General features: G+C 60.2%; 21 protein-coding genes. 10 read left to right on the plus strand and 11 right to left on the minus strand.

Annotated elements, in window-relative coordinates; all coding sequences use genetic code 11:
* Positions 1-3: 3 nt before the first annotated feature.
* Entirely contained in the window at positions 4-555 is a 552-nt protein-coding gene (locus BK667_RS02740) for a DJ-1 family glyoxalase III (RefSeq protein WP_123596730.1), read from the minus strand.
* A 66-nt stretch (positions 556-621) separates the two neighbouring features.
* A complete protein-coding gene (locus BK667_RS02745) occupies positions 622-1,005 on the minus strand; it encodes a DUF4879 domain-containing protein (protein WP_259697845.1) in 384 nt (127 codons plus the stop codon).
* A gap of 280 nt (positions 1,006-1,285) precedes the next feature.
* Here BK667_RS02745 and BK667_RS02750 point away from each other — a divergent pair, with 280 nt between their 5' ends.
* Positions 1,286-2,581: an NCS2 family permease gene (locus BK667_RS02750; RefSeq protein ID WP_123596732.1), complete on the plus strand. Its 1,296-nt coding sequence runs from the start codon at positions 1,286-1,288 to the stop codon at positions 2,579-2,581.
* Positions 2,578-3,657: a tRNA (uridine(54)-C5)-methyltransferase TrmA gene (gene trmA / locus BK667_RS02755; RefSeq protein ID WP_123509838.1), complete on the plus strand. Its 1,080-nt coding sequence runs from the start codon at positions 2,578-2,580 to the stop codon at positions 3,655-3,657. The genes BK667_RS02750 and trmA overlap by 4 nt, the downstream gene beginning before the upstream one ends.
* Positions 3,658-3,714: 57 nt before the next feature.
* Here trmA and BK667_RS02760 read toward each other — a convergent pair whose 3' ends face one another.
* Positions 3,715-4,161, minus strand: a complete 447-nt coding sequence (locus tag BK667_RS02760; RefSeq protein ID WP_123596733.1) for a DUF2442 domain-containing protein — start codon at positions 4,159-4,161, stop codon at positions 3,715-3,717.
* Positions 4,158-4,586: a DUF4160 domain-containing protein gene (locus tag BK667_RS02765; RefSeq protein ID WP_123509840.1), complete on the minus strand. Its 429-nt coding sequence runs from the start codon at positions 4,584-4,586 to the stop codon at positions 4,158-4,160. The genes BK667_RS02760 and BK667_RS02765 overlap by 4 nt, the downstream gene beginning before the upstream one ends.
* A 241-nt stretch (positions 4,587-4,827) precedes the next feature.
* Between BK667_RS02765 and BK667_RS02770 the strand changes: the two genes are divergently transcribed.
* The 3 genes from BK667_RS02770 (at position 4,828) to BK667_RS02780 (ending at position 7,180) form a co-directional block, all read left to right on the plus strand.
* Positions 4,828-5,739: a LysR family transcriptional regulator gene (locus BK667_RS02770; protein ID WP_123509841.1), complete on the plus strand. Its 912-nt coding sequence runs from the start codon at positions 4,828-4,830 to the stop codon at positions 5,737-5,739.
* Between the two features lie 140 nt (positions 5,740-5,879).
* Positions 5,880-6,320, plus strand: coding sequence for a type II 3-dehydroquinate dehydratase (gene aroQ, locus BK667_RS02775; RefSeq protein WP_123509842.1), 441 nt, complete (start codon positions 5,880-5,882; stop codon positions 6,318-6,320).
* Between the two features lie 5 nt (positions 6,321-6,325).
* Positions 6,326-7,180, plus strand: coding sequence for a shikimate dehydrogenase (locus BK667_RS02780; RefSeq protein WP_123596734.1), 855 nt, complete (start codon positions 6,326-6,328; stop codon positions 7,178-7,180).
* Positions 7,181-7,280: 100 nt separating this feature from the next.
* Here BK667_RS02780 and BK667_RS02785 read toward each other — a convergent pair whose 3' ends face one another.
* Together BK667_RS02785 and quiC are read right to left on the minus strand one after the other, a co-directional pair.
* Positions 7,281-7,958 (minus strand): TetR/AcrR family transcriptional regulator, encoded by a 678-nt coding sequence (locus BK667_RS02785; protein WP_123509844.1) that lies wholly within the window; start codon positions 7,956-7,958, stop codon positions 7,281-7,283.
* A 102-nt stretch (positions 7,959-8,060) separates the two neighbouring features.
* Positions 8,061-9,959 (minus strand): 3-dehydroshikimate dehydratase QuiC, encoded by a 1,899-nt coding sequence (quiC, locus tag BK667_RS02790; protein WP_123596735.1) that lies wholly within the window; start codon positions 9,957-9,959, stop codon positions 8,061-8,063.
* Between the two features lie 364 nt (positions 9,960-10,323).
* On the opposite strand from quiC, the gene BK667_RS02800 reads away from it, so the two are divergent.
* Entirely contained in the window at positions 10,324-11,640 is a 1,317-nt protein-coding gene (locus tag BK667_RS02800) for an MFS transporter (protein WP_259697820.1), read from the plus strand.
* 122 nt (positions 11,641-11,762) lie between these two features.
* On the opposite strand, the gene BK667_RS02805 is transcribed toward BK667_RS02800, so the two are convergent.
* Positions 11,763-12,641 (minus strand): DMT family transporter, encoded by an 879-nt coding sequence (locus tag BK667_RS02805; protein WP_123509848.1) that lies wholly within the window; start codon positions 12,639-12,641, stop codon positions 11,763-11,765.
* Positions 12,642-12,914: 273 nt separating this feature from the next.
* On the opposite strand from BK667_RS02805, the gene ypfJ reads away from it, so the two are divergent.
* Both ypfJ and BK667_RS02815 read left to right on the plus strand, forming a co-directional pair.
* Positions 12,915-13,808, plus strand: coding sequence for a KPN_02809 family neutral zinc metallopeptidase (gene ypfJ, locus BK667_RS02810; protein WP_123596738.1), 894 nt, complete (start codon positions 12,915-12,917; stop codon positions 13,806-13,808).
* A complete protein-coding gene (locus BK667_RS02815; RefSeq protein ID WP_123509850.1) occupies positions 13,809-14,768 on the plus strand; it encodes an alpha/beta hydrolase in 960 nt (319 codons plus the stop codon). It begins immediately after the preceding gene.
* Between the two features lie 104 nt (positions 14,769-14,872).
* Here the strand turns inward: BK667_RS02815 and BK667_RS02820 are convergent, their stop codons facing one another.
* The 3 genes from BK667_RS02820 to BK667_RS02830 form a co-directional block, all read right to left on the minus strand.
* Positions 14,873-15,466 carry an HAD family hydrolase gene (locus BK667_RS02820; protein WP_123596739.1) on the minus strand — a complete coding sequence of 198 codons (594 nt, stop codon included), beginning with the start codon at positions 15,464-15,466 and terminating at the stop codon, positions 14,873-14,875.
* Positions 15,463-16,332 carry an acyl-CoA thioesterase II gene (gene tesB / locus BK667_RS02825; protein WP_123509852.1) on the minus strand — a complete coding sequence of 290 codons (870 nt, stop codon included), beginning with the start codon at positions 16,330-16,332 and terminating at the stop codon, positions 15,463-15,465. The genes BK667_RS02820 and tesB overlap by 4 nt, the downstream gene beginning before the upstream one ends.
* Before the next feature lie 106 nt (positions 16,333-16,438).
* Positions 16,439-17,008: a GNAT family N-acetyltransferase gene (locus BK667_RS02830; RefSeq protein WP_123596740.1), complete on the minus strand. Its 570-nt coding sequence runs from the start codon at positions 17,006-17,008 to the stop codon at positions 16,439-16,441.
* 85 nt (positions 17,009-17,093) lie between these two features.
* Here BK667_RS02830 and BK667_RS02835 point away from each other — a divergent pair, with 85 nt between their 5' ends.
* Together BK667_RS02835 and BK667_RS02840 are read left to right on the plus strand one after the other, a co-directional pair.
* Entirely contained in the window at positions 17,094-18,014 is a 921-nt protein-coding gene (locus tag BK667_RS02835; protein ID WP_123596741.1) for a histone deacetylase family protein, read from the plus strand.
* A gap of 279 nt (positions 18,015-18,293) precedes the next feature.
* Complete coding sequence (locus BK667_RS02840) at positions 18,294-19,535, plus strand: TIGR03862 family flavoprotein (RefSeq protein WP_185058170.1); 1,242 nt, start codon at positions 18,294-18,296, stop codon at positions 19,533-19,535.
* A 111-nt stretch (positions 19,536-19,646) separates the two neighbouring features.
* Here the strand turns inward: BK667_RS02840 and rhlE1 are convergent, their stop codons facing one another.
* Positions 19,647-20,981 carry an RNA helicase RhlE1 gene (gene rhlE1 / locus BK667_RS02850; RefSeq protein WP_123404696.1) on the minus strand — a complete coding sequence of 445 codons (1,335 nt, stop codon included), beginning with the start codon at positions 20,979-20,981 and terminating at the stop codon, positions 19,647-19,649.
* Positions 20,982-21,020: the final 39 nt, after the last annotated feature.

Raw genomic sequence — 21,020 nt, forward strand, 5'->3', positions numbered from 1 at the left:
GTTCTAAGCCAACAACTCCCCCGCCACCGCCGCGCGCGTGGCTTTACCGCAGAGTTGTTCCACCAGCGCCAGCGCAAAGGGCAGCGCAGCACCCGAACCTTGGGCGGTGATGCAGTTGCCATCGACCACCACCGGTTGATCGACGAAGGTGCAGCCTGACAATTGATGGCTGGCGGAAGGCAGGCAAGTCATGCGCCGTTGACGCAACACACCAAAGGCTTGCAGCGCCAGGGCCGGGGCTTCGGCAATGCCGGCGAACAGGCGTCCGGCGGCGGCCTGGTCCTTGATCAATTGCTCCAAGGGTTGATGCGCCGCCAGGTGTTGCGCGCCGATGGCACCGCCCGGCAGGGCAATCAGGTCGAACGGCTGGGCCAGCAGGTCCACCAGCATCGCGTCGGCGGTCAAACGGGTGCCGCGAGCACAGGTCAGCATGCGCCGGCCCTCAATGCTGGCCACCACCACTTCGACTTGCGCGCGGCGCAGCACGTCGACCAGGGTCACGCATTGCAGGTCATCGATGCCCTCGGCGAGGGTAATCAGGGCTCTAAAGGTCATGGGCACGGTCCACGGGATGATCCTTAAAGCGTAGTCACCTTTAGTGTCCCTTGTTCGCGCAGGCCGTTACTTGATGTAAAGCTGCGTCGAAACCGCGTCGCCCCCGCCGTTGATCGACCGGTTACTGAAGGTGAATGTCCCTTCCTGCCTGTCGCCCAGATCAAAGATGTACAACTTGCCGACAACCCTCGTCTGGGTGCTGGTGCATTGTGTCGGGTTGCCGTTGTCGTAGGCGCAGACATTGGTTTGCGCCCCGTTGAGATTGAAACCGTCGAGCTGGACGGTCGGCTTGCGGCCATACCCCATCTCCAGCACGTACACCTTGATGTTCGCCCCGCCGTGATTGCAGGTCGTCTGTGTTTGCCCGGCCGAGATGTTTTCAATGCCACACGCTGCCGACTGCACCTTGAGCACCTGGACGTTGCTCAACGGCGGTGCCGATGCCGCCATCACCGCCGGCACACTGGCCAGCAACGCGCAAAACAGACCCGCAGACCGCACGATATTGCCCTTGATGCTCACCATGACCCCTCCCCAAAACAGGCGCGCAGTATGGCTCAGTTCAACGAACGGCAAAACATCGCCGACGATCGCAGCCATTACCCCACGCTGCTGGTATGATGCGCGGCTTTTTCCGACCCACAGAAAATTCCCGGGTGCCTTGGGCAGTCTGTGCTTTGCTGTTGAGGTCGATACATTCACGGCGCACTGCGCGCCACGGGGAGCAGACATGCTGGAAAGGCTGTTTCAACTCAAGGCACACAACACCAACGTGCGCACCGAGATTCTTGCGGGCGTCACGACCTTCCTGGCCATGGCCTACATTCTGTTCGTCAACCCGAGCATTCTCGGCGAGACCGGCATGGACAAGGGCGCGGTGTTTGTCGCCACGTGCCTGGCCGCGGCCTTCGGCTCGACGGTGATGGGCCTGATCGCCAACTACCCGATCGCCCTCGCGCCGGGCATGGGCCTGAACGCGTTCTTCACTTACACCGTGGTCCTGCACATGGGCCATACCTGGCAAGTGGCGCTGGGTGCAGTGTTCATTTCGGCCGTGTGCTTCTTCCTGTTGTCGATCTTCCGCATCCGTGAATGGATCATCAACAGCATCCCGCTGCCCCTGCGTTCGGCGATTGCCGCCGGTATCGGCCTGTTCCTGGCACTGATCGCCCTGCACAACGCCGGCATCGTGGTCAGCAATCCGGCGACCATGGTCGGCCTCGGTGACCTGAAACAACCGGCACCGATCCTCGCGACCCTCGGTTTTGCCTTGATCGTCGCCCTCGAAGCCCTGAAGGTTCGCGGCGCGGTACTGATCGGCATTCTGGTGGTGACCATTGTCTCGATCGCGCTGGGCTTCACCGCGTTCGGCGGCGTGATGTCGATGCCGCCATCGCTGGCCCCGACCTTCCTGCAACTGGACATCAAGGGCGCCCTGGACATCGGTCTGGTCAGCGTGATTTTCGCCTTCCTGTTCGTTGACCTGTTCGACAACTCCGGCACCCTGATCGGCGTCGCCAAGCGCGCCGGCCTGATGGGCAAGGACGGCCATATGCCGAAAATGGGCCGGGCCCTGATCGCCGACAGCACCGCGGCCATGGCCGGTTCGCTGCTGGGCACCTCGACCACCACCAGCTACATCGAATCCGCTGCTGGTGTCAGTGCGGGTGGCCGCACCGGCCTGACCGCCGTCGTCGTGGCGATTCTGTTTTTGCTGGCGCTGTTCTTCTCGCCATTGGCCGCCAGCGTTCCAGCGTTCGCCACCGCACCGGCGCTGCTGTTCGTCGCCGTGCTGATGACATCCGGCCTGGCCGAAATAGACTGGGACGACATCACCGTGGCCGCACCGGTCGTGGTCACCGCCCTGGCCATGCCATTCACGTATTCCATCGCCAACGGCATCGCCTTCGGTTTCATTTCCTGGACCGTGATCAAGTTGCTGTCCGGCCGCGCCCGTGAGTTGAATCCGGCGCTGGTGATTCTGTCGATTCTGTTTGTGATCAAGTTGGGTTGGTTCAACGCATGACTTTTGATTCCCAGGCCTACGCCGTACAGCTCGAAGAAAAGGTCACGCGCTTGCGTGACCTGCTGGCCCCGTTCGGTGCGCCAGAACCTGAAGTGTTCGACTCACCACTGCAAAACTTTCGCCTGCGCGCGGAGTTTCGCCTGTGGCGCGAAGGCGGCGACCGTCACTACGCGATGTTTGCCCAGGATGACAAACGCACGCCGATCCTGATCGAAGAGTTCCCGATCGCCAGCCTGCGCATCAATGAGCTGATGCCCAAGCTCAAAGCGGCGTGGCAAGCGAGCGCGGCACTGAGCCACAAGTTGTTCCAGGTGGAGTTTCTGACCACATTGGCCGGCGATGCGATGATCACCCTGTGCTATCACCGCCCGCTGGACGAGCACTGGCACACCGCGGCGTCGAAACTGGCGGCCGAGCTGAACGTCAGCATCATCGGTCGCTCCAAGGGCAAGCGCGACGTCATTGGCCAGGATTATGTCGTCGAGCAGATGGAAGTCGGCGGCCGCACCTTCAGCTACCGCCAACCCGAAGGCGCGTTCACCCAACCCAACGGCACCGTGAACCAGAAGATGCTCAACTGGGCTTACGACGCCATGGGTGATCGCACGGACGATTTGCTGGAGCTGTATTGCGGCAACGGCAACTTCACCCTGCCCCTGGCCACCCGCGCGCGCAAAGCACTGGCCACCGAAATCAGCAAGAGCTCGGTCAACGCGGCGTTGAGCAACCTCAGCGAAAACGCTGTGGATAACGTCACCCTGGTGCGTCTGTCCGCCGAAGAGCTGACCGAAGCCTTGAACGAAGTGCGGCCGTTCCGTCGCCTGCACGGCATCGACCTCAAGAGCTACGAGTTCGGCAGCGTGTTCGTCGACCCGCCGCGCGCCGGCATGGACCCGGACACCTGTGAACTGACCCGACGCTTCGACAACATCCTGTACATCTCCTGCAACCCGGAAACCCTGGCGGCCAACATCGCCCAGTTGCACGACACCCATCGCATTACTCAATGCGCGATGTTTGACCAGTTTCCGTGGACCCATCACATGGAATCCGGGGTGCTGTTGACCCGGCGTTGATCGCAGATGCCAGTTACAAATCAGCCGTCTTGATGACGGCTTTTTTGTGGGCGCTGTTTACTGGATGACTTCGACCTTGCGCGGGCGACCGCCCTTTTTACCGTTAGCCCGGGCAGCTTCAGCCTTCGCGGCGCTGCTTTGCCGACCATTGCGCGAGGAGATGACCGAAGCGGCCATATTCATCAGGGGCTTGCTGACGGAAATCATCCCGGCGATGGAGACGTGCAGGTCCTTTTCTTCATTGCACAGAGCAGTGCCGGAGAGGCCTACTTTCAGATCGGCATAATCCTTGGCTTCAAAACCATCAAATTCCGGGTAGTGCTTCACGGGCAGTAACACGCCAGTGCCATCTTCGAAGCGGACCGTAAGGCATCCCTCCTGAAACGTCACCGCTGTCGCCTGCAGGGCACTTCTATGGCGAATTTTCCCCCGCTCAATGGCCTCATCCAGTACTGCTTCAGTGACTGGCCGGTCTAACAGCATCTTTGCCCTAATCGTTTTCATAGTTCGATCTCCACACCCTCCGGCGCGCCCATCAGGGCCAGTAGGGTCTTGTTCTTATCGGGCTCGTAACACGCTGAGCCAATTACGTAGGTTGTGCTTGTGATCCTTTTCATCACCACGACTTCGTTGTCCTGCGAATCCCAAAGCTGATTGTCGAGGCATGCCGTTTGCAACTTGTTCCACCAGATACTGCGTGCACGGCGCAGGTGTGCAGGTTGTCTGAGCCCGTGACGCAAGCCCTCCAGCACGGCGCTAGGTGGCCGGCGTGACTGCTGAACAACATCCCAAAGCTCGACACTGTTGTGCCAAAAGCTGAACTTGAAACGCGCACTCCATGTCCCACCGTCCACATGGGCATGCGGCGGGCAGTGTTCGTCACGCAAGTTGATCAACATCGGAAACCCTTTGTAGCTGAACAATCTCATACCAACCCATCCGTTAGGTTTAATAAGCCGTAAGGCTCAACATTCCTTGAAATTCCGATAACTGGCACTGACTCCCCAAATCAGCCACCTGAACTGAGCCTAGCCTTCGAGACCAAGCCTGCCCTGCCCACGATGCGGGAAAATGGTAAGCAATCCTTTCCTGGTAACAGGCTGTATTAATGCGCGGGCATTTGATAAATACAGTGTTCGATCTTCCATTTGATCCCCGGTGTAACCAATCATGCAGCGACACTTCGACGATCTTCAGCTCGGCAGCATCGAGCTGTTTTGCCTCGCCGCCGAGGCGGGCAGCTTTACCGCCGCCGCGCTGGTGGCCGGGGTCACACCGGCGGCGGTCAGCCGTTCGGTGTCGCGCATGGAGGAACGCCTTGCCGTGCGGTTGTTCGCTCGCACCACCCGCAGCGTCAAGTTGACCGACAGTGGTCGTCGTTATTACGAGGAATGCCGTCAGGCGCTGGCGCAATTGGTTGAAGCGCAAAGGGAGGTCATGGGCCAGCAACAGGAACCGTCCGGCACCTTGCGTATCAGTATTCCTACGACCTATGCCCACCACCGGATCCTGCCGTTGCTGCCGGCGTTTCGTATGCGGTTTCCGGCGGTGAAGGTCGAGACGCACATCAGCAATCGCAACATCGATTTCGTTGGCGAAGGCTATGACATGGCGATTCGCGTGCGGGCGATTCCGGATTCCGGTTTGATCGCGCGGCCATTGGAAGATGCGGCGCTGGTGATGATCGCCAGCCCCGATTATTTGAAACGTGCCGGCGTGCCGCAAACCCTGGATGACCTGCAACACCACGAATGCATCCAGTACGAACTGCCCAGCAGCGGGCGGCGGATTGCCTGGTTGTTTAATGAGAACGGCGTGGAGCGGGAGATTCTGGCCGAAGGTAGCCTCAGTTGCTCCGATGATGTGCTGGGTGGCGTGACCCTGGCAAAACATGGCGCGGGGTTGTTTCAGACCTATCGTTTTATCGTCGAAAACGAATTGGCCGATGGTTCGTTGGTGGAGGTGCTCAAGCCGTATGGCGGACGTTCGCGACCCTTCACCCTGCTCTATCCGCAGAGTCGGCATGTGCCGTTGCGGTTGCGGGCGTTTATTGATTTTCTGGTTGAGCATTTGCCGCGCTGAAAGTCGTAACCGTCCGATCACCGAACACAAAACACCGCCAAACCCTCTCTTCAATTGACCAAAGTAACTGCCTGGTACAATTTATCTCCACAGGTTGAGACCATCAGCCAATGTCAAAAAACAATAAGTGGAGAAACACGATGCCCCCTATCGTTCTGGTGCTCAACGGCCCGAACCTGAACCTGCTCGGCACCCGTGAGCCGGCGACCTACGGCCACGAAACCCTGGCCGATATTTCCGCGTTGTGCGGGCGCGCCGCCGAGGAATTCGGCCTCACGGTTGAGTTTCGCCAGACCAACCATGAAGGCGAATTGCTCGACTGGATTCACGCCGCTCGCGGCCGTTGTGCCGGGATCGTGATTAACCCGGCGGCCTGGACTCACACCTCCGTGGCGATCCGCGATGCGCTGGTGGCCAGCGAGTTGCCGGTGATCGAAGTTCACCTGTCCAACGTCCACGCCCGTGAACCGTTCCGCCACCACTCCTTCGTCTCGGCCATCGCCACCGCAGTGATGGCCGGTTTCGGCAGCCACGGCTATCGTCTGGCGCTGGAGCATTTCAGTCATCGTTTGCAGGGGTGAGCGCCATGTTCAAGAACGACGTCGTACTGGCCGGGCTGATCGGTGCCGGCATCCAGGCCTCGCGCACGCCGGCGCTGCACGAGCATGAGGGCGATGCCCAAGGCCTGCGATATCTCTATCGCTTGATCGACCTCGACCCGTTGCAACTCGACATCAATGCCCTGCCCGACCTGCTGATGGCCGCCGAGCGCATGAACTTCACCGGGCTGAACATCACCTTCCCGTGCAAGCAGGCGATCATCCCGTTGCTCGACCAACTGTCCCCGGAAGCCCGGGGCATCGGCGCGGTGAACACCGTTGTGCTGAAGGATGGGAAACGCATCGGCCACAACACCGATTGCCTGGGTTTTGCCGAAGGATTTCGTCGGGGCTTGCAGGACGTTGCCCGTGAGCGCGTCGTCCAAATGGGCGCCGGTGGCGCAGGCGCGGCGGTGGCCCACGCGTTGCTCAGCGAAGGCGTACGGCAGTTGAGTATTTTCGACGTGGACGGCAGCCGGGCGCTGGCGTTGGCCAACAACCTCAATCAGCATTTCGGCGCGGGTCGGGCCGTGGCCGGGCATGTTCTGGAGAGCGCCCTGGCGGTGGCGGACGGTCTGGTGAACACCACGCCCATGGGCATGAAAAAATTGCCGGGCATGCCGGTGCCGCTTGAGTTGCTGAGGAGTGAATTATGGGTGGCGGAGATTGTTTATTTCCCGCTGGAAACCGAACTGTTGCGCAACGCCCGGGCCTTGGGTTGCCGCACGCTGGATGGCGGCACCATGGCGGTGTTTCAGGCGGTGAAGGCGTTTGAATTATTCAGTGGGGTGGTGCCGGATGCGTCGCGGATGTTGGCGCATTTTCAGAGTTTGAATGGTTGAAAAGCTTCGCGGGCAAGCCTCGCTCCTACAGGATTTTTGTCGTGCCCAAATCGTGCGGCACACATCGAACGTGTAGGAGCGAGGCTTGCCCGCGAAGGCGTCAGGCCTGCAAATACCGCAAAACCGACTCGCAAATCATCTGCCGATGACGCTGCTTGACGCTTTCATCCGGCAGATCCACCTGGAAAATCTCCCCCAGCGTATGGCGGTTCGACACGCGATAGAAGCAGAACGAACTGATCAACAAGTGCACATCCAGCGGCTCCAGGCCTGCCCGGAACACACCCTCTTCGACGCCGCGACGCAGGATTTCGCCGAGTGAATCGAGGATCGTATTGTTCATTGCCTTGATCGCATCGGAGCGCTTCACATACTCGGCGTTGTGAATGTTTTCGATACTGACGATGCGCACGAAATCGACATTGCGGTCATGGTGATCAAACGTGAATTCCACCAGCCGCCGAATCGCCTCCACCGGCGCCAGCTCGGCCAAGTGCAGACGGTTTTCAGTGCTGCGAATATCCCCGTAGAGTTTCTCCAGCACCTCGACGTACAGCTGCTCCTTACTGCCGAAGTAGTAATAGATCATGCGTTTGGAGGTGTGGATGCGCTCGGCGATTGCATCGACGCGGGCACCGGAAAGCCCTTGCTGGACGAACTCGACAATCGCCTCTTGCAGGATGTTCTCGCGGGTCTTTTCCGGGTTGTTCTTGCGACTCTTGCGAGGCTCCACAAGCGGTTCGACGGAGGCTACGGGGAGTTCTGAAGTTATTGTCATTGCGGGCTCACGGCCATCACTGCACAGGCTGGCGATTATGGGCCGCGCTGCACAGTGAAGGAAGGCGCGCGGCCGCGGTTTCATCCCGTGTTTACGATTTTCCTACAACTTTGCCTGACGTACGCCACCACTTCGGGATTTGGCCATGGCCGCCAGGCGCACCGCGACATTGGCCGCCCCGTAGCCGGCGTAAGCGTTCTTACGCTGGATGATTTCAAAGAAAAACCGCCCTTCGAACGGTTCGGTATAAACGTGGAACAGTTCACCACCCTGGGCATCGCGGTCGTAGAGCACATTGAAATACGCCAGTTCGCTGAGGAACTCGTCATCGAAATCAAACCGCGCGGCGAGGTCATCGTAGTAGTTGAGCGGGATATCCAGCAGCGGCACGCCCGCCTCTTTCGCGCGGCTGACTTCGGCAAAGATGTCGTCGCAGTCGAAGGCGATGTGATGCACCCCGGAGCCGCGATAACTCGACAGCGCGTGTGAGATCGCGGTGTTGCGGTTCTCGGAAATGTTCAGCGGCAAGCGGATCGAACTGTCTCGACTGCGCAGCGCCCGGCTCTTCACCAGACCGTAGGGATCGGGCAACACCACCTCATCATCCGCCTCGAAATCCAACAGGCTTTTATAGAACAGCACCCAACTGTCGAGGCTGTCCGCTGGCAGCGCCATGGCCATGTGATCAATGCGCTTGAGGCCGCCGCTGGCTGTCGTCGGTAGCAGATTGAAATCGGTGCCGTAGACACCAGCGTCCTGGTCCACCAGATAAATCAGGCTGCCGTCCGGCGCGCGCACCGCCGCCAGTTCCAGTTCGTTGGGGCCGACCAGCCCGCGATAAGGCTGGCCTTTGTAAGCCACGGCGCGCGCCAGGGCACTGGCGCTGTCGTTGACCCGCACGGCGGTGGCGCACAGCGACGGGCCGTGGGCCTCGAAAAAGCTATGGGCGAACGAGTAAGGTTCGGAGTTGAGGATCAGGTTGATATCGCCCTGGCGCAGCAGGCTGACACTCTTGGAACGATGTTGCCCGGCCTTGACGAAACCCAGGCGCTCCAGCCAGTGCGAGAGCTTGGCGCCGAGGCTTTCATCCACCGCAAACTCAAGAAACTCGATGCCGTTGTACTCGCTGGCCTTGGGGGTTTCGAACAGGATGTCGACATTGGCCGCAAGCTTGGCGTTTTGGGCCAGACGCTGACGGGTCTTCTCCTCCAGGTACAGCAGCGAGCGCAAGCCGTCGGCAGCATTGGCCCGTGGCGGCGCGGCGCGAAAGCCGTCGTTGAAGATTTCCAGCGACAACGGCCCGGTGTAGCCGCTCTTGATGATCGGTGCGAGGAACCCCGCCAGGTCGAATTCGCCCTGGCCCGGGAAGCAGCGGAAATGCCGACTCCACTCCAGCACGTCCATGGCCAGGATCGGCGCGTCGGCCATTTGCACGAAGAAGATTTTGTCGCCAGGAATCTCGGCGATAGCGCTCGGGTCACCTTTGAGCGACAGCGTGTGAAAGCTGTCCAGCAACACACCGAGGCTTGGGTGATCGGCCTGACGAACGATGTTCCACACCTGTTGATAAGTGTTCACATGCCGGCCCCAGGCCAAGGCTTCGTAGCCGATGCGCAAACCGCGAGCGCCGGCCCGCTCCGCCAGCAGCCGCAAATCATCGATCAGGGTCTGTTCATCGCCAATCGAGTCGGCCGAAGCGTTGCTGCACACCAGCACCAGGTCGGTGCCGAGTTCCTGCATCAAATCGAATTTACGTTCCGCCCGTTCCAGGTTGCGCGGCAAGCGATCACGGCGACAGCCCTCGAAATCGCGAAAGGGTTGAAACAGCGTGATGGCGATTCCGAGATCGGCGCACATCTGTCTGATTTCCCGGGGACTGCCGTCGTAATAGAGCAGGTCATTCTCGAAAATCTCCACCCCGTCGAACCCGGCGGCGGCAATGGCTTCGAGTTTTTCCGGCAGGGTACCGCTCAAGGAAACAGTGGCAATGGAACGCAACATGGGTCGACTCCCGGTGGTGGAGATCATCTTGTTAGAGGCTTCACACGCGGTCCCTGTAGGAGCAAGGCTTGCTCGCGATAGCGATCTTGAGGACGCCATCGCGGGCAAGCCTTGCGCCTACAAGGACGGCGTTTTTGTTGGGGGGAATTATTGGCCGCACAGCTCTCGAAGTGTACTAGCCAGTTAGTTTTATGTGCGATTATCGAACACTATGGCCCTTGGCGAATTGACGATTTTTCGTCCACTGCCCAACATCGGCTGCACATTGAGTCCGGGCATAAACCTCGCGGCTCGGTTACCCAAGACCCAGAACACCACATAAAAATAATCGGTGGCCTACATGATTCCTTCTCGAAGCTCTCCCATGGAGCGTTCCTCCATGACTCCTGCCACCGGCGGCATCGGCGACAAGATCCGCGGCGCCCTGGCGGTCGGCACAACCCGTTGGGGCATGCTGGCCCTGGTGTTTTTTGCCACCACCCTGAACTACATCGACCGCGCCGCCCTCGGCGTCATGCAGCCGATCCTGGCCAAGGAAATGAGCTGGACGGCGATGGATTACGCCAACATCAACTTCTGGTTTCAGGTCGGCTACGCCATCGGCTTCGTGCTGCAAGGCCGGTTGATCGACCGGGTTGGCGTCAAGCGTGTGTTCTTCTGCGCGGTACTACTCTGGAGCCTGGCCACCGGCGCCCACGGCCTGGCGACGTCAGCCGCAGGCTTTATGGTCTGTCGGTTTATTCTCGGTTTGACCGAAGCCGCGAACTACCCGGCGTGTGTGAAAACCACCCGCTTGTGGTTCCCGGCCGGCGAACGCGCCGTGGCCACCGGTATCTTCAACGCCGGGACCAACGTTGGCGCGATGTTCACGCCGATGCTGTTGCCACTGATCCTCCACGCATGGGGCTGGCAGGCAGCCTTCCTGTGCATGTCGGCACTGGGCGGGATCTGGTTGCTGTTCTGGGGTTTGAAGTACTTCAACCCGGAAGATCACCCGAGCGTCAAACAATCAGAACTGGACTACATCCAGAAGGAAGTCGAGCCGGAACAATCCCGCGTGTCTTTTTCAACCATCCTGCGCATGCGCGGCACCTGGGCGTTTGCCCTGGCTTATTCGATGACCGCGCCGGTGTTCTGGTTCTACCTTTACTGGTTGCCACCGTTCCTCAATCAGCAATACAACCTGGGCATCAACGTGACCCAGATGGGCATCCCGCTGATCATCATTTACCTGACGGCGGACTTCGGCAGCGTCGGCGGCGGGATTCTGTCCTCGTTCCTGATCGGCCGCGGGATCAACCCGATCAAGGCGCGGCTGATGTCCATGTTGCTGTTCGCCTGCTGCATCATCGGCGTGATCATGGCGGCGGGCTCCAGCAATCTGTGGGTCGCGGTGGCGGCGATTTCCCTGGCCATCGGTGCCCACCAGGCCTGGACCGCGAACATCTGGAGCCTGGTGATGGACTACACGCCTAAACACATGATGAGCACGGTGTTTGGTTTCGGCGGGATGTGCGCGGCGATTGGCGGGATGTTCATGACGCAACTGGTCGGGCACATTCTGACGGCCACCAACAACAACTACACCGTGCTGTTCACCATGATTCCGGCGATGTACTTCATCGCGCTGATCTGGATGTACTTCATGGCACCGCGCAAAATCCCGTCCATTACTGACTAAAGAACACCGCTATCCCTGTGGGAGCGAGCTTGCTCGCGATAGCGATCTACCAGTCGATATCTATGCTGACTGATATACCGCCATCGCGAGCAAGCTCGCTCCCACAGGGTTCTTCACCGCTTCTACCGGCGGCTCTGCTGCCACGCCGCCGCCAACCCGCTGCAACAAATCACCGCGATCCCGACCACCGTGGTCATCGTCGGCGTATGGGAAAACAGCAACCAGCCCAGCAGCCCGGCAAACACAATCTGGCAATACCCAAACGGCGCCAGCAGTGCGGGGGCGGCGTAGCGGAACGCCTGGGTCAGAAACAAATGCGCGGTCATCCCGCAACTCCCCAGCGCCAACATCAACAAGCCATGGCCCAGCGTCGGCACCTGCCAGAAGAACGGCACCAGCGCGCTCATCACCAGGGTGTTGCACAAACCGGCGAAGAAGTTGCTGGTGGTCGGGCTGTCGATCTGGCTGAGCTTGCGGGTGAGCAGCTGATAGAAGCAGAAAAACATCGCCGAGCAGAACGGCAGCAACACCGCCGGGGTGAACAGTTCGCCGCCGGGGTGGACGATGATCAGCACGCCGATAAAGCCGCAAATCACCGCGATCCATTGGCCACGGGTGACGTGCTCTTTCAGCAACGGCACCGACAACGCGGTGACCAGCACCGGCGCGAGAAAGTTGACGGCCGTGGCTTCGGCCAAGGGGATGTACAACAGACCGGTGGTGAAAAACAGACTGGTCCCCAGCAGACACAACGCCCGCGCCAATTGGAGTAAAGGTCGCTTGGTGCGTAGGACGCGTAACCCGGATTGCGGCAGAAAAATCCCGGCCATCAACAGGGTGTGAACCAGATAACGAGCCCAAACCACCATGATGATCGGGTAGAACCCGGAGAGGTATTTCGATATCGCGTCATGGCTGGAGAACAGGAAGGTCGCGGCGACGATCAGCAGAATCCCTTTGAAGGGTTTGTTTACACCGGAGAGGGGGGTGCTGAGGGTCATGGCAATCCTTTGGAATTTTAATTCCAACAATTTAGAACCTGGTTCCAGATTCTTACACAGGGTAGCGAAAAAAGTGTGCGAACAACGCCCTGCTTCCGCCTCTGGGACAAATACCCGGCGCCTGACGGAATTTGCCGGGGGATTCACGTTCAATACAACGCTGAAGTTTTCTGGTTTACGTTGAAATATGGACGACCGGACTGGCGCGGCGTCTACCCAGCAACAACACTCATCACCACGCATCTTCACCCGGTAAACAAAGAGGATTCCCACATGCTATGGAAAAAAGGCCGACGCAGCGACAACGTGGTCGATGCCCGGGATGATGATGGCGGCGGTGGTGGCGGCGGGATGCGCTTTGGTGGCGGCAAGGGCCTGAGCCTGACGGCGATCCTGTTGATTGTCGGGATCGGCTGGATCACCGGCCAGGACCCGATGCAAATCCTCGGGCAACTGACCGGACAAATGACCGAGCAATCGGCACCGGCCACGACCCAAACCCGCAAGGCGCCACCGGCCAATGATGAACAGGCCGAATTCGTGCGCTCGATCCTCGGTGATACCGAGGACACCTGGGGTCAGATTTTCCAACAGGCCGGCAAGCAATATAAAAACCCGACGCTGGTGCTGTTCAGCAACCGAGTGAACTCGGCATGCGGCCTGGCCACTTCAGCGACCGGGCCGTTCTACTGCCCGGCCGACCAGAAGGTTTATTTGGACATGGCGTTCTTCCAGGAAATGTCGCAACGCTTTTCCGCTGCCGGCGACTTCGCTCAGGCCTACGTGATCGCTCACGAAGTCGGACACCACGTTCAGACATTGCTCGGTGTTTCAGCGAAAATTCAGACCGCTCGCCAGCAAGGTCGGCAGATGGAAGGCGATGGTGGTTTACTGGTGCGTCAGGAACTCCAGGCCGATTGCCTCGCCGGGGTCTGGGCCAACAATGCGCAGAAGCGTCTGAACTGGCTGGAACCCGGTGACATCGAGGAAGCCCTGAACGCCGCCAATGCCATTGGCGACGACCGTTTGCAGCAACAAGGTCAGGGCCGGGTAGTACCGGATTCCTTTACCCATGGAACGTCAGCGCAAAGGGTGCGCTGGTTCAAAACCGGTTTCGCCCAGGGCCAGGTCGGCCAGTGCGATACCTTTGCGGCGAAAAATCTGTAAATGCATAGATGGTTATTGGTGTTGTTGATCGCCTGCGCAACTGCCCAGGCTGACGAGCACGGGGTCAAAGAGATCAGCCCCGGGCGCCTATTGTTGAAAGAAGGTGAGATGGCGGTGGGCATGGGCCCGGCGCCAGCGAAAATCGAACGGGTGCTGATCATCATCCACGGTCGATTGCGCAATGCCGAAACCTACCGGCGCAGTGCCGAGAAAGCGGCTGAAGCGGCCGGGCAAAGCGCGAACACACTGGTGATCGCCCCGCAGTTTCTCAATGAAACCGACGCCGTGCGCCATCCTCTGGCTGACACGGTGTTGCGCTGGAAGGGCAATGACTGGATGGCCGGGGGTTTATCCACCGCGCCGTTTGCGGTGAGTTCTTTCGCGGCCCTCGACCAGATCATCGAGCGCATCGCCGACCGTCGACAGTTTCCGGACGTGAAGCAAATCGTCATCGCCGGTCACTCCGGGGGCGGCCAGGTGGTTCAGCGCTACGCACTGCTGGCGCACGATCAACCAGCACTCACGGCGGCCGGGGTGAAAATCCGTTATGTGGTGGCCAACCCGTCGTCCTATGCCTACTTCAATGAACAGCGGCCAGTGGCGTTCGATCATGCGCGGTGCACCGGTTTCAATCGCTGGAAGTACGGTATGACCGACATGCCCATCTATGCCGGTGGGCAAACGTCCTCGCAGATTGAAGGCGTTTACATCAAGCGTGATGTTACCTATCTGCTGGGCCAGCAGGACACCGACCCGCAACATCCGGCGCTGGACAAGGGTTGCGAAGCGGAGGCCCAAGGGGCTTATCGTTTGGTGCGCGGGCATAACTTTTTTGATTATCTGCTGCGGCGTAATCCACAGGGCGTGAATCAGCGCCTGGTCGAAGTGCCTGGGGTCGGGCATAACGGGGATGGGATGTTTACATCGCCGGAGGGGCAGAAGGTGTTGTTCAGTCAGTGAGATTTGTATTGGTCGGGCTGACGCCATCGCGGGCAAGCCTTGCTCCTACAGGTCGTGAGAACGACACATCATTGTAGGAGCATGGCTTGCCCGCGATGAGGCCCTCAAGCCAACAACATCTGCCGCAACTCAACACAATCCGCCGCATGCCAATCCGCCAACTCCGGCCACGGATTCTCCGGCAGATTCACCAGCACCGTCCGCGCCCCCGCCGCTCGCCCACAATCCAGGTCAAAGCGGTAATCACCGACCATCACCAGCTCGCTCGCCGGCACATTCCAGGCTTCGGCCAATTTCAGCAAACCACCGGGATGCGGCTTGGGCGGCGCTTCGTCACGGCCCAACACATCCTCCACCGCGAAGCAGTCAGCCAGGCCGATCGCCTCAAGGGTCACGTGCGCCAGTTCCCGCGCATTGCGGGTGAGGATGCCGAGGCGATAACCGCGCCCGGCCAGTTCACGCACTAATTCCACCGCACCGGGTGCCGGTTTCGAACCCAGTGCCAGGTCCCGCTCATGCTCCAGCAACCACGCATGTTTGGCGGCGGCTTCGGCGGCTGGCAACGCGGCGAGGTGGGTCAGGATGTCGTCTTCGGCGGGGATCGCCAATGCCACGCGGATCGCCGCGAAATCATGCACGGCCACCGTCAGGGTGCCGTCCATGTCGAACACCCAGTGCCGCACTTCGGCCAGGCTCATGCCCAATCCTTGCGATGACGAATCAGGCCTTCTTGAGTGACCGAGGCCACCAATTGCCCGGCGCGATTGAACACGCTGCCGCGGGAGAAACCACGAGAGTTGCCGGCCCACGGACTGTCCATGGCGTAGAGCAACCAGTCATCGGCGCGCAGGTCCGAGTGGAACCACAACGCGTGGTCGAGGCTGGCGACCTGCATGTCTTTCTGCCACACCGATTTGCCGTGGGGCAGCAGCGACGTGGTCAACAGCCCGAAGTCCGAAGCGTAGGCCAACAGGTATTTGTGCAGCGCCGGCGAGTCGGCCAAGGCACCGTCGGCGCGAAACCACACGTACTTGATCGGGTCAGTCGCTTGCGGGTTGTAGGGATCTGTCTCGGTCACCGGGCGGAATTCGATCGGCTTCGGGCAGAGCAATTTTTCGCGCATGTGTTCCGGGATCAAATGCGCGCGTTGCTGCGCCAGTTCCAGTTCCGACGGCAGGTTTTCCGGGCCGACCACTTGCGGCATTTCGGTCTGGTGCTGGAAGCCTTCTTCGTCGTACTGGAAGGACGCGCTGCAGGTGAAGATCGGATGGCCCTTCTGGATCGCCGTCACTCGACGAGTACTGAAACTGCCGCCATCGCGCACCCGATCAACCTGATACACCACCGGCAACTTGGCATCGCCCGGACGCAGGAAATAGCCGTGCATCGAGTGCACATGCCGCGTCTCTTCGACGGTCTGACTGGCCGCCGACAGGGACTGGCCGAGCACCTGGCCGCCGAACAACTGACGGAAACCCAGGTCCTGGCTGCGGCCGCGGAACAGGTTTTCTTCAATCGGTTCCAGGGTCAGCAGGTCTACCAGATCTTCCAATACTTGGCTCATTCAGGCTCTCCTCACACAAAGCAATGCCGCGCAGTCTTGGCTGCGGCGGTCGATTCAGTTAATGGCCCAGGCCAACATGGCGACCATTGTAAACGTCCGCGCGGGCTTATCCATGCAAGGTTTGCAGCCATTGTTCACGGGTGATGCGGTACAGGACATGGTGCCGCAGCGGATGGTCAGGCGCGAGCTTCGGGTGGTCAAAGTCATCGGCTGAATCATGCTGCATGCCGATGGCCTGCATGACTTTCTCCGACGGCAGATTGGCTTGCGTAGTGAAGGCCACCACCTCGCTCAGCGCCAACCGGTCAAAGCCGCAGCGCAGAGCGGTCCACGCGGCCTCACTGGCGTAACCCAGGCCCCAGTGTTCGCGGGCCAGGCGCCAGCCGATTTCCGTAGCCGGGGTGAAAGGCGCGTCGAAACTGACCACGCCCAACCCGGTAAACCCGATAAAGGCGCCAGTGTCCTTGCGCTCCAGTGCCCAGAGACCGAAACCGTGCTCGGCAAAATGCCCGCGAATCCGTCCGATCAACGAAGCACTTTCCAATCGACTCAAGGGCTCGGGGAAATAACGCATCACCTGTGGATCGGCACACATCGCCGCAAACTCCGGCAAATCCTCGTCACTCCATTGCCGCAACAGCAAGCGTGCGCTTTCGAGTTCCAGTATCGGCTCCATCGTGCCCCTCCAATTCCATACTTCGAGTCTACATCGCTGGTAGGATCCTTCACTCCTCCTACCTGCATTCCTACACAAATCAGCCATGCCCCTGCCCTTGATCTACCACGAAGACTACAGCCCCGAGTTCCCGGCGGAGCACCGCTTCCCCATGGACAAGTTCCGCCTGCTGCGCGATCACCTGGTGGACAGCGGCCTGGTCCGGGACGCTGACCTGCTGCGCCCGGAACTGTGTCCGGCAGAGATTCTCGCCCTCGCACATGACCCTGCGTATATCGAACGCTACATGAGTGGCGAGTTGTCCCGCGAAGACCAGCGGCGCCTCGGCCTGCCGTGGAACGAAGCCCTGGCGCGGCGCACGGTGCGGGCGGTCGGCGGTTCGTTGCTGGCGGCTGAGCAGGCGCTGGAACATGGACTGGCCTGTCACCTGGCGGGCGGCACCCACCATGCTCACTACGACTACCCGGCCGGATTCTGCATCTTCAACGACCTGGCGGTGATCAGCCATTACCTGCTGGAAAGCGGTCGGGTAAATCGCGTGCTGATCTTCGATTGCGACGTGCACCAGGGCGACGGGACTGCACGGATCCTGCACAACACCCCGGACGCGATCACCGTTTCCCTGCACTGTGAGAAGAATTTTCCTGCACGCAAAGCCGAAAGTGATTGGGACATTCCATTGCCCAAAGGCATGGGCGATGCCGATTATTTGAAGGTGGTAGACGACGCGCTCAACTACTTGCTGCCGCTCTACCAACCGGACCTGGTGCTGTATGACGCCGGGGTCGATGTGCACAAGGACGACGCGCTGGGTTACCTGAAACTGACCGACGAAGGCGTCGCCGCCCGGGATGAAAGCGTGATGCGCCACTGCCTGGGCCGCGACATCCCGGTGGTCGGGGTGATCGGCGGCGGCTACAGCAAGGACCGCCATGCCCTGGCCCGCCGCCACGGCATCCTCCATCACAGCGCACAACGAGTGTGGCAGTCATCAGGTTGTCATTGAGCTGTGAATCTTTACCCACAATGCCTGTGGAACTGCCTGTGGATAACCTGAGTGAAAGCGCCTGCAGGCTATGTTGTATATAGCTTGTAGAGCACTGGTTGTTTTTTGATCACCTTTTGAACGCCCCGGATCTAATGTGGGAGCGAGCTTGCTCGCGATGAGGCCATCCCATCCAACATCAATTTTGAATGACAGACCGCTTTCGCGAGCAGGCTCGCTCCCACAGGGAATGGTGCTGATAGAATGCGCCGCTTATCCAGCCATACCGCAGCGCATTCCATGACCCAGCCCTCGACTTCCCTCCCCGCCCACGTCGCCATCATCGGCGGCGGCCCCGCCGGCCTGATGGCTGCAGAGGTATTGAGCCAGGCCGGAATCAAAGTCGATCTGTACGACGGCATGCCCTCCGTAGGCCGAAAATTCCTGCTGGCCGGTGTCGGCGGCATGAACATCACCCACTCCGAAGCCTACCCGGCGTTCCTCTCGCGCTACGCCGAACGGGCGCCACACATCGCACCGCTGCTGCGCTCCTTTGGCGCCGAAGCGCTGTGCCAGTGGATTCATGACTTGGGCATCGAAACCTTTGTCGGCAGCTCCGGCCGGGTGTTTCCTACAGACATGAAAGCCGCTCCCCTACTCCGCGCCTGGCTCAAACGCCTGCGCGATGCGGGTGTAGTTATCCACACCCGCCATCGCTGGCTCGGTTGGAATGAGCACGGTGATTTGCGAATCGCTGGCCCCACCGGCGAAATCACCGTCAAACCCGACGCCACCCTGCTCGCCCTCGGTGGCGGCAGTTGGTCGCGCCTGGGCTCGGACGGCGCCTGGATGCTGCCGCTGGAACAACGCGGCGTAGGACTGGCGCCGCTGCAACCGAGCAATTGCGGCTTCGAAGTGCAGGCCTGGAGCGAATTGATGGTCAGCAAATTCGCTGGCGCACCGCTGAAAAATATCGCCATCGGGTTGAATGATGACATTCCGCGCCTCGGGGAATGTGTGATAACCGCCACGGGGATTGAAGGCAGTTTGATCTACGCGTTGTCCGCGCCGATCCGTGAAGCCATCAACCTGCAGGGCTCGGCGACCATTCATATCGACCTGTTGCCGGGCCGGCCTGTGGATAAAGTCGAGGCTGCGTTGCGCAAACCCCGAGGCTCGCGCTCCATGTCCAAGCACCTGCATAGCCAACTCGGAATCGATGGGGTGAAAGCGGCGTTGCTACGCGAACTGACCGGCGCCGACTGCTTTGCCGATCCGGCCTTGCTGGCCAAAGCGATCAAGGCATTGCCACTGACGCTGATGAAAACCCGGCCATTGGACGAAGCGATCAGCAGTGCGGGCGGGGTGAAGTTCGAGTCGATGGATGAACGCTTGATGCTCAAGCAACTGCCTGGGGTGTTTTGTGCGGGGGAAATGCTGGACTGGGAAGCGCCGACTGGCGGCTATTTGCTGACCGGGTGTTTTGCCAGTGGGCGGGCGGCGGGGTTCGGAATAGCAGACTGGCTGAAACACCGACACTGATCGTTCCCACGCTCCGCGTGGGAATGCAGCCCGGGACGCTCCGCGTCCCAACAGCGGACGCAGAGCGTCCATTGAGGCATTCCCACGCAGAGCGTGGGAACGATCACTGGATCAAGGCTTCTTCTTACGCGGCCCAGTGTTAAACACCGGCACTTTGCGCACAGGCTTGATCGAAGGCTCCACCGCCGAAGCATCCCCGCTCTCTACCCACTTACCCAAATTGCGCTTGCCGCCACCGGAGGTCTTTGGCTTCTTTGGTTTTTTCGGCTTCTTTACCACCTGACCGCTGGAATCCGTATCCGGTACCCGATGCTCAGGTTCGAAGTCCTGCTCGGTCTGGCGAGTCAGTGTCTGACGGGTCAACATCTCGATGGCCGACAGCTGATTCACTTCATCGGCGCACACCAACGAAATCGCCTCGCCGGTAGCACCCGCACGCCCGGTACGACCGATGCGGTGGATGTAGTCTTCGGCCACGATCGGCAGGTCAAAGTTGACCACCAGCGGCAAGTCTTCGATATCCAGACCACGGGCCGCGACGTCGGTGGCCACCAGAATCTGAATCTCACTGGCCTTGAACCGATCCAGCGCCCGCTGACGGGTTGCCTGGGGTTTGTCGCCATGGATGCCGTCGGCGTTGATGCCCAGCCCTTGGAGTTTTTCCACCAGCGCGTCCACACCGTTGCGGGTCTTGGCGAACACCAGCACCTGTTTCCACTTGCCCTTGCGCAGCAAATGAATGAACAGCTCCGGCTTGCGCTTCTTGTCCACCACCACAACCCACTGCTTGACGGTGTTGGCGGCCACGTTGCGCGGGCTGACTTCGATGCTCAGCGGATCGTTGAGCATTTGCCCGGCGAGCAAGCGGATCGCGTCGGAGAAGGTCGCGGAGAACAACAGCGTCTGACGCTGTTTCGGCAACACGCGGTAGATGTTCCCCAGTTCCTCGGAGAAACCCAGGTCGAGCATGCGATCAGCTTCGTCGAGGATCAGGGTTTGCAGTTGATTGAACTTGAGCGCCTTCTGGCGATACAGATCGAGCAAACGCCCCGGCGTCGCCACCAGCACATCAACCCCTTTGCGCAGCTTCATCATCTGCGGGTTGATGCTGACGCCGCCGTACACCGCGTAGGTGCTCAACGGCAGGTTCTCGGCGTACTGGCGCACGGCTTCGTGAACCTGTTCAGCCAGTTCGCGGGTCGGCACCAGGATCAGCGCGCGAACAGAATTGGACGCGACTTTCGGCCCTTCCATGGCCAGCAACTGCAGCAGCGGTAACGCGAAACCGGCGGTCTTGCCGGTGCCGGTCTGGGCCGCAGCCATCAGGTCGCGACCGGCCAGCACCGCCGGAATGGCTTGCGCCTGGACCGGCGTAGGTGTCTGGTAGCCGAGCGTCTCAAGAGAGCGCAGCAAGGGTTCGATCAGGCCAAGGGAGGCGAAAGTCATGGGATTACCGTAGGAAAAATCAGAGCGGATAGGCGATGG

Source organism: Pseudomonas frederiksbergensis, from assembly GCF_003732705.1.
GTDB lineage: Bacteria > Pseudomonadota > Gammaproteobacteria > Pseudomonadales > Pseudomonadaceae > Aquipseudomonas > Aquipseudomonas frederiksbergensis_F.

Coding starts and splice junctions, on each gene's coding strand:
- BK667_RS02740 (WP_123596730.1), bottom strand. CDS start 555: ATGACCTTTAGAGCCCTGATTACCCTCGCCGAGGGCATCGATGACCTG.
- BK667_RS02745 (WP_259697845.1), bottom strand. CDS start 1,005: ATGGCGGCATCGGCACCGCCGTTGAGCAACGTCCAGGTGCTCAAGGTG.
- BK667_RS02750 (WP_123596732.1), top strand. CDS start 1,286: ATGCTGGAAAGGCTGTTTCAACTCAAGGCACACAACACCAACGTGCGC.
- trmA (WP_123509838.1), top strand. CDS start 2,578: ATGACTTTTGATTCCCAGGCCTACGCCGTACAGCTCGAAGAAAAGGTC.
- BK667_RS02760 (WP_123596733.1), bottom strand. CDS start 4,161: ATGAAAACGATTAGGGCAAAGATGCTGTTAGACCGGCCAGTCACTGAA.
- BK667_RS02765 (WP_123509840.1), bottom strand. CDS start 4,586: ATGAGATTGTTCAGCTACAAAGGGTTTCCGATGTTGATCAACTTGCGT.
- BK667_RS02770 (WP_123509841.1), top strand. CDS start 4,828: ATGCAGCGACACTTCGACGATCTTCAGCTCGGCAGCATCGAGCTGTTT.
- aroQ (WP_123509842.1), top strand. CDS start 5,880: ATGCCCCCTATCGTTCTGGTGCTCAACGGCCCGAACCTGAACCTGCTC.
- BK667_RS02780 (WP_123596734.1), top strand. CDS start 6,326: ATGTTCAAGAACGACGTCGTACTGGCCGGGCTGATCGGTGCCGGCATC.
- BK667_RS02785 (WP_123509844.1), bottom strand. CDS start 7,958: ATGACAATAACTTCAGAACTCCCCGTAGCCTCCGTCGAACCGCTTGTG.
- quiC (WP_123596735.1), bottom strand. CDS start 9,959: ATGTTGCGTTCCATTGCCACTGTTTCCTTGAGCGGTACCCTGCCGGAA.
- BK667_RS02800 (WP_259697820.1), top strand. CDS start 10,324: ATGGAGCGTTCCTCCATGACTCCTGCCACCGGCGGCATCGGCGACAAG.
- BK667_RS02805 (WP_123509848.1), bottom strand. CDS start 12,641: ATGACCCTCAGCACCCCCCTCTCCGGTGTAAACAAACCCTTCAAAGGG.
- ypfJ (WP_123596738.1), top strand. CDS start 12,915: ATGCTATGGAAAAAAGGCCGACGCAGCGACAACGTGGTCGATGCCCGG.
- BK667_RS02815 (WP_123509850.1), top strand. CDS start 13,809: ATGCATAGATGGTTATTGGTGTTGTTGATCGCCTGCGCAACTGCCCAG.
- BK667_RS02820 (WP_123596739.1), bottom strand. CDS start 15,466: ATGAGCCTGGCCGAAGTGCGGCACTGGGTGTTCGACATGGACGGCACC.
- tesB (WP_123509852.1), bottom strand. CDS start 16,332: ATGAGCCAAGTATTGGAAGATCTGGTAGACCTGCTGACCCTGGAACCG.
- BK667_RS02830 (WP_123596740.1), bottom strand. CDS start 17,008: ATGGAGCCGATACTGGAACTCGAAAGCGCACGCTTGCTGTTGCGGCAA.
- BK667_RS02835 (WP_123596741.1), top strand. CDS start 17,094: ATGCCCCTGCCCTTGATCTACCACGAAGACTACAGCCCCGAGTTCCCG.
- BK667_RS02840 (WP_185058170.1), top strand. CDS start 18,294: ATGACCCAGCCCTCGACTTCCCTCCCCGCCCACGTCGCCATCATCGGC.
- rhlE1 (WP_123404696.1), bottom strand. CDS start 20,981: ATGACTTTCGCCTCCCTTGGCCTGATCGAACCCTTGCTGCGCTCTCTT.